11 protein-coding genes are annotated in these 13,347 nt (G+C 69.5%); 3 read left to right on the forward strand and 8 right to left on the reverse strand.

The genetic code is table 11. The features are described from left to right. Positions 1 to 88 precede the first annotated feature (88 nt). Positions 89 to 1,204, forward strand: coding sequence for a serine hydrolase domain-containing protein (locus ACQPZX_RS36480; RefSeq protein ID WP_433385623.1), 1,116 nt, complete (start codon positions 89 to 91; stop codon positions 1,202 to 1,204). A 352-nt stretch (positions 1,205 to 1,556) separates the two neighbouring features. On the opposite strand, the gene ACQPZX_RS36485 is transcribed toward ACQPZX_RS36480, so the two are convergent. Genes ACQPZX_RS36485 through ACQPZX_RS36495 form a run of 3 tightly spaced genes read right to left on the reverse strand, consistent with a single transcriptional unit; the run spans position 1,557 to position 4,526 of the window. Next, complete coding sequence (locus tag ACQPZX_RS36485; protein ID WP_433365784.1) at positions 1,557 to 2,474, reverse strand: hypothetical protein; 918 nt, start codon at positions 2,472 to 2,474, stop codon at positions 1,557 to 1,559. A 33-nt stretch (positions 2,475 to 2,507) separates the two neighbouring features. After that, positions 2,508 to 3,818, reverse strand: coding sequence for a histidine--tRNA ligase (hisS, locus tag ACQPZX_RS36490; RefSeq protein ID WP_433365786.1), 1,311 nt, complete (start codon positions 3,816 to 3,818; stop codon positions 2,508 to 2,510). Between the two features lie 24 nt (positions 3,819 to 3,842). After that, positions 3,843 to 4,526, reverse strand: a complete 684-nt coding sequence (locus tag ACQPZX_RS36495) for an MBL fold metallo-hydrolase (RefSeq protein WP_433385626.1) — start codon at positions 4,524 to 4,526, stop codon at positions 3,843 to 3,845. A gap of 133 nt (positions 4,527 to 4,659) precedes the next feature. Between ACQPZX_RS36495 and ACQPZX_RS36500 the strand changes: the two genes are divergently transcribed. Together ACQPZX_RS36500 and ACQPZX_RS36505 are read left to right on the forward strand one after the other, a co-directional pair. Next, positions 4,660 to 5,514: a peptidylprolyl isomerase gene (locus ACQPZX_RS36500; protein ID WP_433365789.1), complete on the forward strand. Its 855-nt coding sequence runs from the start codon at positions 4,660 to 4,662 to the stop codon at positions 5,512 to 5,514. 34 nt (positions 5,515 to 5,548) lie between these two features. Continuing rightward, positions 5,549 to 6,373 (forward strand): peptidylprolyl isomerase, encoded by an 825-nt coding sequence (locus tag ACQPZX_RS36505; protein WP_433365792.1) that lies wholly within the window; start codon positions 5,549 to 5,551, stop codon positions 6,371 to 6,373. A gap of 43 nt (positions 6,374 to 6,416) precedes the next feature. Here the strand turns inward: ACQPZX_RS36505 and ACQPZX_RS36510 are convergent, their stop codons facing one another. The 5 genes from ACQPZX_RS36510 to yajC all read right to left on the reverse strand — a co-directional run bounded on the left by ACQPZX_RS36510 (position 6,417) and on the right by yajC (position 13,298). Then, positions 6,417 to 8,924, reverse strand: coding sequence for a RelA/SpoT family protein (locus ACQPZX_RS36510; RefSeq protein ID WP_433365793.1), 2,508 nt, complete (start codon positions 8,922 to 8,924; stop codon positions 6,417 to 6,419). A gap of 163 nt (positions 8,925 to 9,087) precedes the next feature. Then, positions 9,088 to 9,603: an adenine phosphoribosyltransferase gene (locus ACQPZX_RS36515; RefSeq protein ID WP_433385629.1), complete on the reverse strand. Its 516-nt coding sequence runs from the start codon at positions 9,601 to 9,603 to the stop codon at positions 9,088 to 9,090. Positions 9,604 to 9,699: 96 nt separating this feature from the next. Continuing rightward, positions 9,700 to 10,902 carry a protein translocase subunit SecF gene (secF, locus tag ACQPZX_RS36520; protein ID WP_433365796.1) on the reverse strand — a complete coding sequence of 401 codons (1,203 nt, stop codon included), beginning with the start codon at positions 10,900 to 10,902 and terminating at the stop codon, positions 9,700 to 9,702. Positions 10,903 to 10,904: 2 nt separating this feature from the next. Beyond that, complete coding sequence (secD, locus tag ACQPZX_RS36525) at positions 10,905 to 12,770, reverse strand: protein translocase subunit SecD (RefSeq protein WP_433385632.1); 1,866 nt, start codon at positions 12,768 to 12,770, stop codon at positions 10,905 to 10,907. 150 nt (positions 12,771 to 12,920) lie between these two features. Further along, positions 12,921 to 13,298, reverse strand: a complete 378-nt coding sequence (yajC, locus tag ACQPZX_RS36530; RefSeq protein WP_433365799.1) for a preprotein translocase subunit YajC — start codon at positions 13,296 to 13,298, stop codon at positions 12,921 to 12,923. Between the last annotated feature and the right edge of the window lie 49 nt (positions 13,299 to 13,347).

A 13,347-nucleotide genomic window follows, 5' to 3' on the forward strand; every position in this document is an offset into this window, starting at 1 on the left:
GCGACGCGCCCTGACCGTTCTGACCGTCTTCACCGTCCTGCTAGCTCCCGCCGCGCCGGCCGCCGCCACGGCCGATTTTGGCCTCCAGCTGCAGGAACAGCTCGATGCCGTGCACGCCGCCGGGATGCCCGGCGCCTTCGCGGAGGTGCGCGACGGCCGCCGCACGTGGACCCCGGCCACCGGCGTCGCCGACATCGCCACCGGCGCGCCCGTCCGCGACGGGATGCGGCACCGGGTCGGCAGCATCACCAAGACCTTCACCGCCACGACGGTCCTCCAGCTCGTCGGCGAGCGCCGGATCGCCCTGGACGCCCCGATCGCCCGGTACCTGCCGCGCGGCCTGGTACCCGCCGACCTGGCACGACAGGTCACCGTACGGATGCTGCTGAACCACACCAGCGGCATCGGCGACTACGACACCGCGATCATCCACGGCTTGGAAGACCTGCCCGCCCTGTGCGGCACCACCTACTCGCCGGAGCAGCTGGTCCGCCTGGGCGTAGGCGCCGGCGCCACGAACGCCCCCGGCGAGATGCACTCCTACTCGAACACCAACTACATCCTCGCCGGGATCATCATCGAGCGCGTGACCGGCCACGCTTACCGTGCCGAGGTCACCAAGCGCGTCCTGCGCCCGCTGGGCCTGCGCGACACCTATTTCGAGGGCACCGACCCCGACATCCGCGGCCCACACATGCACGCCTACGTGCCCTGGCTGGACGGAACGCTCAAAGACTTCACCCGCTGCAACATGTCCTGGGGCTGGGCCGCGGGCGAGATCGTCTCCACCGCACGCGACCTGAACGTCTTCTACCGCGCCCTCCTGACCGGCAGACTCCTGAAGCCCGCCCAGCTGGCCCAGATGCAGACCACAGTTCCCGAGGTCCCCGAGGACCCGTCCCTGGGCGGTTACGGCCTGGGCCTGTACTGGGTGGACCTCCCCTGCGGCCGCTTCTGGGGCCACGACGGCGGCACGATCGGCCACCAGACCGTCTCATGGCACAGCCCCGACGGCCGCCGCCAGGTGACATACGCCCAGAGCATGGCCTTCTACCAGACCTCGGAAACCGAGCCCCACCCCATCGACATAGCCCTGGCCAACTTCCTCGTCCTGGCCCTGTGCGGCAACGACGGCACCACCTCCGCCCAAACCCTCACCACCCCCAAGCTCCCCCACACCGTCGAGGTGATGCACCTCCGCTGACGCACCACCGCCACCGCCACCGCCACCGCCACGAGTCCACGCGCTGACGCGCCACCCGCACGGGCCGGCCCGCCGACACGACACCTCGCCGGACCGCCCGCCAACCAGACACCGCCGGACCGCCCGCCAACCAGACACCGCCGGACCGCCCGCCAACCAGACACCGCCGGACCGCCCGCCGAGCAGGCACCGCCGGGCGGAGGCAGGCTCGTCGCCGGAGGCACCGGCCCGGCGGCCGCGCACGTGTCAGCCGCCGAGGGCGGTTTGCCAACTCCGCCAGCGAACCGGTTGGGGTGTCAGCCGCCGAGGTGGGCTGCGCACTCCTAGCAGGCGACGGCGAGGCGGTGCGGTGTCAGGCGCCGAGGTGGGTTGCCAGCTCCTCGTAGGTGGGGGCCAGCCGGTGCAGCGTCGCGGAGGCTGCGGCGGTCTCGCCGGCCACGAGGTCGTACTGCAAGCTGCCGACCAGGCGGGCCTGGCGGGTGGCCACCGAAGCGGCGCTGTCGAGGCCGAGGCCGGCTAGCGCGGCTGCGGCGTCGGAGAGGCGACGGGCGCCGACGCGGACGGCGAAGTTGGTCAGGAACCCGACGTTGGCCGAACCGTCCTCGACCATCTCGGCGAGCCGGAGCACACCCTCGGCGCCGCCCAGCGTGCCCGGTGGCACCTCGAGGTCGTCTCGCCCCCGCAGCCAGTCGACCGCCCGCGGCATCGCCAACCTCAGCGCATCGTCGGCGCCGACCGCCGGGAGCGGGCCCTGGAAACCATGCCGCACTGTGTAGGGCTTGGATCTGTACGAGATGGTGTCGGCCCGCCACGCGGCCAGGAACTGCGGGGTCGGCAGCGTCGCGTAGGGATGGCCCTCCGGGTCGTGGAATAGCACGGTCTCGTCGTCGGCCTCGAGCACCACCACGAAGTGGTCGGCCTGGATCGGGCCGGTCATGCCGGGCTGATGTCGGAGCAGGCCCATCTCGACCGGCCCGGCCAGCGCCGGCCCGCGCGCGAGCACATCGCGCAGCATCGCGAGGGCCTGCTCGTCATCGTCGGCGCCACCGCGCAGGCATCGGCAGCCGAGGATCCCGATCGCGTCGTCGAGGCCGCGATCGGGATCCCAGCCATACGGGTCGAACAGGGGCAACCGCCCGCCGAGCAGCTCGAAGCCGAACGGCGAGCCGGTCAGCACCTCGATGACCGACGGCGGTGGCGCCGCCGGCCCGAGCATCATCGCGAGCGAGTTGGCGTAGCAATACGGACCGGAGCCGATGTAGTGGGGCATGGCTCGAGCTTGGTGTCTCCCGTAAGGGGAGAGTCAAGCGCCGGTCACCATCGGGTTCAGATCCTCCGCCGGCGGCGTCCACGAGGCCGCGTCCGCCGTTACCTGGGCGCCCGAGCGGATGTCCTTGACCTCGTCCTGGTCGCCCGGGAACCACACGTACGGAATCCCGCGCCTGTCCGCGTACTGAATCTGCTTGCCGAATTTTGCCGCGACCGGCGCGACCTCGGTGGGGATGCCGCGTCGCCGCAGCGACGCGGCGATGCGGTCGCAAGTCCCCCGCTGGTCCTCGTGCGGCAGCGCGACCAGCACGCAGGTCGGCACCGAGCGCGACACGCTCAGCGCCTGCTGCCCGAAGAGCACGCCCAGCATGCGGGACACGCCGATCGAGATGCCGACGCCGGGGAACCTGTCCTTGGCCGAGGAGGCGAGGTTGTCGTAGCGGCCGCCGGAGCAGACCGACCCGAACCGCTCGTAGCCGCGCAACTGGGTCTCGTAGACGGTTCCGGTGTAGTAGTCGAGGCCGCGGGCGATCTTGAGCTCGGCGATGACCAGGCCGGGCGCGTGCTCGCGAGCGGTCTCCACGACGCGTACGAGCTCCTCGAGCCCCTCGTCGAGAAGCGGATCGCTGACGCCCAGCTTGCGCACCGCGTCCACGAACGAGGCGTCCTCGGCCGAGATCGCCGCGAGGTCGAGGCACGCGGCCGCCTGGGCCGCGGTCGCGCCTGCGGTTTCGACCAGCATTTCGGATACGCGCGCAGGGCCGATTTTGTCGAGCTTGTCGACGGTACGCAGCACCTGGTCGGTGTCGGACAGGCCGAGCCCCCGGTAGAAGCCCTCGCAAACCTTCCGGTTGTTGACCTGGATGCGCGCCGCAGGGATCGGCAGCCCGCTCAGCGCGTCCCCGACGACCAGCGGCATCTCGGTGTCGTAGTGGAACGGCAAATTGTCCCGGTTGACCACATCGATGTCGGCCTGCAGGAACTCCCGATAGCGACCCTCCTGCGGCCGCTCACCCCGCCACACCTTCTGGATCTGGTAGCGCCGGAACGGAAAGACCAGCTTGCCGGCATTTTCCACGACATATCGGGCAAACGGCACGGTCAAATCGAAGTGCAGCCCAAGCTGATCGTCGGACGAGGAGTCGGGGGCTCCCTGGAGGCGGTGCAGCAGATAGACCTCCTTCGAGGTCTCCCCCTTGCTGAGGAGCGTCTCGAGCGGCTCGACGGAGCGTGTTTCCAGCGGCGCGAAGCCGTACAGCTCGAAGGTCGTGCGAATCCGGTCGATGACACGTTGTTCGATCATGCGCTGCGCGGGCAGCCATTCGGGGAAGCCGGAAATCGGCATTCTCAAAATCTCCTAGGAATTCGATCAGAGACCACGGCCGGGCGCGGCGATCAGTTCCCGCAGATACGGGTTCGTCGCGCGCTCGCGGCCGATGGTGGTGGCCGGTCCGTGGCCGGGCAGGACGACGGTGTCATCGGCCAGCGGCAGAACCTTGTCCCGCAGGCTGGTCATCATCGTCTCGGTGTTCCCGCCCGGCAGGTCGGTGCGTCCGATGGATCCCGCGAAGAGCACGTCGCCGGAAAGGCACAGCGGCGACGAATCCCCCGGCAGGCGGAACAGCACCGACCCGCCGGTATGGCCAGGGGCATGGTCGACGGTCACCTCGAGACCGACGAGGTTCAATACCGCGCCGTCGGTCAGCTCGGCCACGTCGGACGGCTCCGTGTACTCCAGGCGGCCGCCGAACAGCGAAGACAGATCGGCGCTGAGCCCCTTGGCCGGGTCGGCGAGCATCTCGAGGTCGGCCGGGTGCACGTACGCCGGGATGCCGCGCGCGCCGCACACCGGCGCCACCGAGAAGGTGTGATCCAGGTGGCCGTGCGTGAGCAGCACGGCCGCCGGCTGCAACTTGTGCGAGGCGAGCACCTCGTCGAGCTGGTCGAGCACCCCGATGCCGGGATCGACGATCAGGCATTGCTCGCCCGGCCCGGCGGCCACCACATAGCAATTGGTGCCGAAGGCTTCAGCCGGAAACCCAGTGACGAGCAACTGATCCACTCCACAGACAGATCGGGTACGAATCGTAACGAGCCTAGCCGGGCGGGGGCACACCACTTTCTCAGGAGGTACCCGTACACTCTTGCGGGCGTGTGACAAGACACAGGAGGAAGGGCAGCGTTCGGTGGCATCCAGTAAGGACCGGCAGCGCAAGCTCGCCCGGGCGAAGCTCGATCGGCAAATGGCACGACGAGCCGTCAAGGAGCGGCGGAGGCGCCGGATGTACGCCGGTGTCGGCGCTGGTGTCGCGGTTCTCCTGATCGTCGCCGGGATCGCGTGGATCGGCGGGGCGTTCGACTCCGACGAGACGACCACTGCGGCCGACCAGGACATCTGTGCCTGGACGCCGCAGAGCGCGACGACCAACACCAACCTCAAGGACGTCGGCACGCCGCCCACCAAGGACATTCCCGTCGACGGCGCCGAGACGATGACGGTGAAGACCGACCAGGGCGACCCGATCGAGGTCAGCCTGGATCTGGCCTCGGCGCCGTGCGGCGCGGAGGACCTTCGGTACCTGGCGAGCAAGAACTTCTACGACAACACCACCTGCCACGAGATCACGACGTACGGCGCGATCCGTTGCGGCGACCCGAGCGGCACCGGCCTCGGCGGCCCGACCTACAGCGTGTACAGCGAGAACACGCCGGCCGCGCCCGACCCGTCGCCGAGTTCCGGCACGGCCGCCAAGACCCCGCTCTACCCCAAGGGCACGGTCGCGCTGATCGGCAACCCGCCCGGCACCAACGGCAGCCAGTTCCTGATCTTCTTCAAGGACTACTCGCCGGCCACCCCGGAGTTCTCGACCGTCGGCTCGGTGGCCGGCGGCATGACCACCGTCGAGAAGATCGGCAAGATCCCCACCGTCGCGGACGACGCCGGCGACAAGGTCAAGCCCAAGACCAAGATCACGATTACCAGTCTCACCGTCGGGCAGACGGCGGCCTCCGCGGCGCCCTCGGCGAGCGCACAGTCTTAAATCCCCCAGGCCGAACACCAGCAGGAGGAACACCGTGTCGTCGATCAAGGACCGGCAGCGCGCGGCGGCGCGGGCCCGGCTCGAGAAGGAGATGGCCGAGCGCGCCGCGGCCGCTCGTAAGCGCCGGCAGCGGCAGGCCATCATCGGTTCGGCGATCGCGGTCGTGGTCATCGCCGGCGTGGCGGTCTGGATCGTGACCGCGATGAAGGACGACAAGAAGTCGACCTCGACCGCGAGCGCCGTGCCCGCCGGTCAGGTGGCTTGTACCTGGACCCCGGACTCCGGCGGCGGCAAGGTCAAGGACGTCGGCACCCCGCCGGCGACCGCGCCCAACACCGGCACCGCGACGCTGACCATGGACACCAACCTCGGCAAGATCGTGGCGACGATCGACAAGGCCAAGGTGCCGTGCACGGCGTCGAGCTTCGCGTACCTGAGCAGCAAGAAGTTCTGGGACAACACGAAGTGCCACCGCCTGGTGAACGAGGCCAGCTTCAAGGTGCTCCAGTGCGGCGACCCCTTCGCCAGCGGCAAGGGCTACCGCGACACCGACGGCCAGGGCGGTCCGAGCTACACCATGACCGAGGAAAACCTGCCGACCGACACCAACAACCCGTACCCCGCCGGCTCCATCGCCATGGCGAACACGGGCCAGGCCGGCAGCACCGGCAGCCAGTTCTTCATCTGCTCGGAGAACACCCAGCTCCCGGCGAACTACACGCTGCTCGGCACGATCACCACGGGCCTCGACGTCGTCAAGGACGTGGTCAAAGCAGGCGACGACGGCGCGTTCGCGCAGCAGGCAGGCGGCGGCCACCCCAAGAAGGAACTCGACATCAAGACGCTAACGATGTCCTGAGCTTTGTGTTGCTGAAAGGGCGGGGCCTCGGCCCCGCCCTTTGCTATGCGCCCGAGGTGACCCGGTAGGCGTCGAAGACGCCGTCGACCTTGCGGACCGCCGCGACCAGGTGGCCGAGGTGTTTCGGGTCGGCCATCTCGAAGGTGAAGCGGCTTACCGCGACGCGGTCTCGGGTCGTGGTGACCGTCGCCGACAGGATGTTGACGCGCTCCTCGGAGAGGACCCGGGTCACGTCGGCCAGCAGCTTGTGCCGGTCGAGCGCCTCGACCTGGATCGCCACCAGGAACGTCGACGCGCTCGTCGGCTTCCAGCTGACCTCGACCACGCGCTCGGACTGGTCGCGCAGGTCCTCGGCGTTGGCGCAGTCCTCGCGGTGCACGCTCACCCCGCCGGAGCGGGTGACGAAGCCGAACACCGCGTCGCCGGGCACCGGCGTGCAGCAGCGGGCCAGCTTGACCCACACGTCGCTGACGCCCTTGACCACCACGCCCGGGTCCTGCGCGGTGCTGCGGTTGCGCGGCGGACGGGTCGCGACGGCGGTCTCGGCGATGTCCTCGACCGCGCCCTCCTCGCCGCCGAAACCGGCCACGAGCTTCTGCACGACGGACTGCGCCGAGACCGTGTTCTCCCCGACCGCGGCGTACAGCGAGGCCACGTCGGCCAGGTGCAGGTCGCGGGCGATGGTCGTGAGGTTTTCGCTGGTCAGCATGCGCTGCAGGGGCAGGCCCTGCTTGCGCATCGCCTTGACGATCGACTCCTTGCCGACCTCGATCGCTTCCTCGCGGCGCTCCTTGTTGAAGAACTGCCGGATCTTCGTACGCGCCCGCGGGCTCTTGACGAAGCCGAGCCAGTCCTGCGTCGGGCCGGCCGTGGCCGATTTCGACGTGAAGATCTCGATGACGTCGCCGTTGGACAGCGTCGACTCGAGCGGGACCAGCTTGCCGTTGACCCGGGCGCCGATGCACTTGTGCCCGACTTGGGTGTGCACCGCATAGGCGAAGTCGACCGGGGTCGAGCCGGTGGGCAGCGGGATCACGTCGCCCTTCGGCGTGAAGACGTAGACCTCCTGGCTGGACAGGTCGAAGCGCAACGCGTCCAGGAACTCGGACGGGTCGCTCGCCTCGCGCTGCCAGTCGAGCAGCTGCCGCAGCCAGGTCATCTCGTCGATGTGCGCCGGCGGGCCGACGATCGTCGCGCCCTTCTGCTCCTTGTACTTCCAGTGCGCGGCGATGCCGAACTCGGCCGTACGGTGCATGGCGAACGTGCGGATCTGCATCTCGACCGGCTTGCCGGTCGGGCCGATGACCGTCGTGTGCAACGACTGGTACATGTTGAATTTCGGCATCGCGATGTAGTCCTTGAACCGGCCCGGCACCGGCTGCCAGTTCGCGTGGATGACGCCCAGCGCGGCGTAGCAGTCGCGGACCGTGTCGACCAGGATGCGCACGCCGACCAGGTCGTAGATGTCGTTGAAGTCGCGGCCCCGCACGATCATCTTCTGATAGATCGAGTACAGGTGCTTCGGGCGGCCGGTCGTCTCCGCCTTGATCTTGGCTGATTTCAGGTCGAGCGAGACCCGGTTGGTCACCTGGCGCAGCAGCGCCTCACGCTGCGGCTGGTGCTCGCCGATCAGCCGGTTGATCTCCTCGAACCGCTTGGGGAACAGCGTGCCGAACGCGAGGTCCTCGAGCTCCCACTTGATCGTGTTCATACCCAGGCGGTGGGCCAGGGGAGCAAGGATCTCGAGCGTCTCCTTGGCCTTCTGCTCCTGCTTGGCGCGGGGCAGGAACGTCAGCGTACGCATGTTGTGCAGCCGGTCGGCCAGCTTGATGACCAGCACGCGCGGGTCCTTGGCCATCGCGACGACCATCTTGCGGATCGTCTCGGCCTTGGCCGCGTCGCCCAGCTTGACCCGGTCGAGCTTGGTCACGCCGTCGACCAGCAGCGCCACCTCGCCACCGAAGTCGGTGCGCATCTGGTCGAGCGAGTAGTCGGTGTCCTCGATCGTGTCGTGCAGCAGGGCCGCCACCAGGGTGGTCGTGTCCATGCCGAGGTTGGCCAGGATCGTCGCCACGGCGAGCGGATGCGTGATGTACGGGTCGCCGGACTTGCGGTACTGACCCGAGTGCCAGCGGGCGGCCACGTCGAAGGCGCGCTGGAGCTGACGCCCGTCGGCCTTGGGGTGGCTGGCCCGGTGGGTCGCGATCAGCGGCTCGAGGACCTCGCTGACCTGCGTGCTCTGCCACGGCGCGTTGAACCGGGCGAGCCGGGCGCGAACCCGCCGGCCGGTCGGCGCGCTGGCCAGCCCGAACCCGCCGCTGGGCTCCTCGCCCGGTGGCATCGGCTGGGTGACCTCGGGATCGGGCGCGGGAGTCGGCACCGCGGGACGAGGCTGACCGGGCTCGACGGCCGGCTCAGCCGCCGGCTCGACGACCGTCTCGGCCGCGCGCGCCTCCTCCACGGGCGGCGCCTCCGTGGCGTCCGCTCCGGTCTGTGTGTCTTCGGTCGGCTGCACCGTGCCCTCCGCCGGAGGGGCGACGTCGCTGGACACCGGCCTCCTCACACCATCGCCTGGAACCTCACCGGTCGCCGTCGGCCGGAGAAGTCCGCTCATGCCATTGGTCACCTGGTCTGGAACGCCATCCTACCCGCACCGTCTTCCCCGATGGCCCGGCCGAACCTCCGAAAGAACGACTGCCAATCCGACAAAGCGGTCAAACGGTCAGCAGCGCGTGCACCTCTCGGGGTGCGAGCCGCTCCCGGCCCTTCAGGAAGGCCAGCTCCATCAGCACGGTGAAGCCGGCGATCGTGCCGCCCGCGCGCTCCACGAGATCGAGCGCCGCGCCGGCCGTGCCGCCGGTGGCGAGCACGTCGTCGACCACCAGAACCCGCTGACCGGCGATGAACGCGTCCTCGTGCACCTCGAGGGTGGCTTCGCCGTACTCGAGCGCGTACGAGGCACTCAGGGCCTTTCGCGGCAGCTTGCCGGCCTTGCGCACCGGGACCACGCCGGTGCCGGTCGCGTAGGCGACCGCGGCGGCCACCACGAACCCGCGCGCCTCGACCCCGGCGACCACGTCGAAGCCGTCCGGGTAGTGGGCGACGATCCCGTCGACCACCCGGCGGAAGGCCGCGCCGTCGGCGAACAGCGGCATCAGATCTTTGAAGACGATGCCCGGCTTCGGGAAGTCGGGCACGTCGACCGTGCCGTTCTCGACCACGGCCGCCAGCTCGGGCCCGCCGTCACCCCGCGGAGTCTGATCAGTCACGGCCAACAGACTAGTGGCCCGCCTCTCCGGAGAAAGACGGGCCACCAGCGCGAGAAATCAGCGGCGCTTGCCGCCGCCGCTCGGGCGGTTGCCGGCGCCGCCGGGGCGTCCGGCGCGGTTCGTGTTGCGCTTGGCCGTCGGCCGCGAGCCCGGCCGCGGCGCCGACGAAGTGGCCAGGGCCGGAGCGGCCTCGTCCGACTCGGTGGCGTTCGGCTGGCGCTGACGCTCGGCGCGCGGGGCGACGTCGCCCGACTTGACCGCCGCGCGGCGGGCCAGGACCCGGGCCGTGTGCGCCTTGATCTTCGGCTCGCGGTCCTTGAGCACGGTGAGCACCGGCGCCGCGAACATGATCGAGGAGATCACGCCGAAGCCCATGCCGACGAAGAGCACCAGGCCGAGGTCCTTCAGCGTGCCCGCCCCGAGCAGGCCGGCGCCGATGAACAGCAGGCCGCCGACCGGCAGCAGCGCCACGAGGCCCGTGTTGATCGACCGCATGATGGTCTGGTTGACCGCCAGGTTGGTCGCCTCGGAGTAGGTCCGGGTGCTGCCCGCCGTGATGCCGCGGGTGTTCTCCTGGACCTTGTCGAACACCACCACCACGTCGTACAGCGAGTAACCGAGAATCGTCAGGAAGCCGATCACCGTGGACGGCGTCACCTCGAAGCCGACCAGCGAGTACACGCCCGCGGTCAGGATCAGGTCGAGCAGCAGCGACGAGACGGCGGCCGCCGCCATCCGCCACTCGAATCGGATCACCAGGTACGCCATCACCAGGATCAGGAAGATGACCAGGCCGATGACGGCCTGCCGGGTCACCTGCCCGCCCCAGGCCGCCGAGACCTGGTCGTCGCTGACGTCCTCGGCCTTGACCCCGAGGTCGTCGACCAGCGTGGTCTTCGCCTGCTCGGCCTGCGACGCGGTCAGCGCCGAGGCCCGGATGATGAAGCTCTCCTGGCCGGCCCCGCGGACCGTCTGCGCGGCGGTGACCTCGGCGCCCGGGTCGACGCCCTGGACCGCCTTCTCCACCGCGTCGCGCACCTCGTTCTGGGTGAGCTTCTCGCCGCTGCTGGTCTTGCCCGGCACGCTGAACGACGTGCCACCGGCGAACTCGATGCCCAGGCTGAAGCCGCGGAACACGAAGCTGCCGATCGAGATCACGACGAGGATCGCGGCGATCGTGAACCAGGTCTTGCGCCGGCCCACGATGTTGATGTTCGCCTCGCCCTGGTAAAGGCGGGTGGCGAGACCGGTGCGGGCCATGATCAGGCCTCCTTGACGTCGGTCGGGGCGCGACGCAGGACGCGGCCGAGACCACTGACCCGCGGCGACATGAACGCCTTGGTGTTCGCGAACATCGTCATGATCGGGTGCCGGAAGAGGAACACCACGATCAGGTCGAGCACGGTGGACAGACCCAGCGCGAAGGCGAAGCCCTGAACGGCGCCGACCGAGACGATGTAGAGCACCACCGCGGCCATGATCGTGATCGTGTTCGCCGAGATGATCGTGCGGCGCGCCCGGGCCCAGGCGCGGGGCACGGCGCTACGCGGACTTCGGCCCTCGTGGATCTCGTCCTTGAGGCGTTCGAAGTAGATGACGAACGAGTCTGCTGCCACACCTAGTGAAACGATGAAGCCCGCTATACCGGCCAGGGTCAGGGTGAAGCCCAGCGTGCGGCCGAGGAAGACCAGCGCGCCGAAGGTGAGCAGACCCGACAGGATCAGGCTCAGGAAGATGACCGAGCCGAGCAGGCGGTAGTAGAAGAACGCGTACACCGCCACCAGCGCCATGCCGATCGCGGCGGCGAGCAGGCCCGCCTTGAGCTGCTGGATGCCCAGGGTCGCGGAGACCGTCTGCGCCGGACCGGAGGTGAAGGTCACCGGCAGCGCGCCGAAGTTGAGCTGGTCGGCCAGCTGCTTGGCGCTGACCGCGGTGAACTGGCCGGTGATCTGCGAGGTGCCGGTGAGCACGCCCTGGATCTGCGGCGCCGAGATCACCGTCTTGTCGAGCACGACGGCGACGGCGCAGTGCTCGATGCTGCCGTACATCGCCGTGGCGGCGGTGTAGCAGGGGTCGCTCGAGGTCGCGTTGAACGCCTGGCGGGTCAGGTTGGCCCACTTCGTCGAGCCCTCGCTCTTGAAGTCGAGCGAGACGACCCACTGGCCGTTCTGCTGGTCGAGCTGCGGGCTGGCCTTCGAGATGTCGTCACCGACGACCGGCGCCTTGTCCAGCAGGATCTTGCCGCCCTGGTAGCAGACCGTGGCCTGCTTGTTCACGTCGTCGATCGCGCCGTTGGGCCGGTTGTCGAGCTGCTGGCAGCCGACCGTCGGCACGTAGTACTGCATCTGCGGGGTCAGCGCGTTGACCTCGGCGCCGGAGAGCTTCGCGAAGTTCGCGAACGGCAGGCCGGCCTTGGTGTCGGTGGAGAGGTCGACCGGCGCGGTCAGCTTCTCGGCGGCGGTCCACGCGGCCGCGCCCACCTTCTTCTGCACGTCGGCGACGGAGACCTGCTCCTGGCCGGGCACGGCGGCGGTGCTGGTCGCGGCCGGGGTCGCCGTGGGCGACGCGCTCGGCGTGGCGCTCGGGCTCGGCGCCTTCACGACCTCGCCACCACCCTGACCACCGGTCGAGGGCGAAGCGTTGGCGGCGGGCGCACTGGCCGAAGTCGACGGCTTGGCCGAGCTCGAGGGCGCCGCGGCCGAGGCCGAGGCGGACGGCGACGGCGGGTTCAGCGCCGTCGACGACACGTCACCGGTCGCGCCGATCACCAGCCGGAACCGCATCTGCGCGGCCTGCGAGAGGTTCTTGAGCTGGTCGTCGGCCTTGCCCGCGAGCGAGACGACGATGTTGCGGTCGCCCTGGACGACCACCTCGGCCTCGGACACACCGAGCGCGTTCACGCGGTTCTCGATGATGTTCTTGGCCTGCTCCATGCTTTCCTTCGACGGCACCTGGCCGCCCTGCACGGACGCGATGTAGGTGGCCTGGGTGCCGCCGACCAGGTCCAGCCCCAGCTTGGGGTGGAGCCGGTCGGTGAAGCTCCCCTTCGCCCCACCGGCGAAGAAGACCAGCAGATACAGGACGACGAAGACCAGGCCGAGCACGCCGAGTTGGCGTCCGGGATGCATCTGTCCCTGTGGTGGTCGTGCCACGGCGTTCGGTCTCCCTGCGTTGACGGCCGCCCCCCTGGCGGCACCCGTACGGTGTCGGTGGCCGATCTCCGGCCGGACGAACCGGCCCGTCGGCTCAGTGCGCCGCGGGCCGGTCCGGAAGATCTATCAGTCCTTTTTCTGGGTGTCGTCGACGACCGTGGTCTCGACGTCGTCGACCGTCGGCTCCTCGACCGGAGCAGCCTCCTCCGCCTCCGGGCGGGGCAGGACGCGGGCGATGGCCTGACGGGCGAACTTCACCTGAACACCCGGAGCGACCTCAAGAGTAGCCGCGTCGTCGTCAATCGTGACGATCGTGCCGTGCAGTCCGCCAATGGTGACGATCTGGTCGCCGGGGCCGAGCTGCTTCTGCATGTTCTGCGCCTCGCGGCGCCGCTTCTGCTGCGGCCGGATCATCAGGAAATAGACGACGCCGAAGAGCAGAAGCAGGAACAGGATCGTGGTGAAGCTGCTCCCCCCGCCCGAGGCGGCCGCTGACAGATACACAAGAAAGCCTTCCGTAGGCCCGGGCGCGACCGGTCGCGCGCGTCAGGGC

This window comes from Actinoplanes sp. CA-142083 (assembly GCF_050942195.1).
GTDB lineage: Bacteria > Actinomycetota > Actinomycetes > Mycobacteriales > Micromonosporaceae > Actinoplanes.

What these genes read in the sequence shown, in the direction of transcription:
- secF (WP_433365796.1), bottom strand. Translation starts at nt 10,902, where the DNA reads ATGGCCCGCACCGGTCTCGCCACCCGCCTTTACCAGGGCGAGGCGAAC.
- hisS (WP_433365786.1), bottom strand. Translation starts at nt 3,818, where the DNA reads ATGCCGATTTCCGGCTTCCCCGAATGGCTGCCCGCGCAGCGCATGATC.
- ACQPZX_RS36485 (WP_433365784.1), bottom strand. Translation starts at nt 2,474, where the DNA reads ATGCCCCACTACATCGGCTCCGGTCCGTATTGCTACGCCAACTCGCTC.
- secD (WP_433385632.1), bottom strand. Translation starts at nt 12,770, where the DNA reads ATGCATCCCGGACGCCAACTCGGCGTGCTCGGCCTGGTCTTCGTCGTC.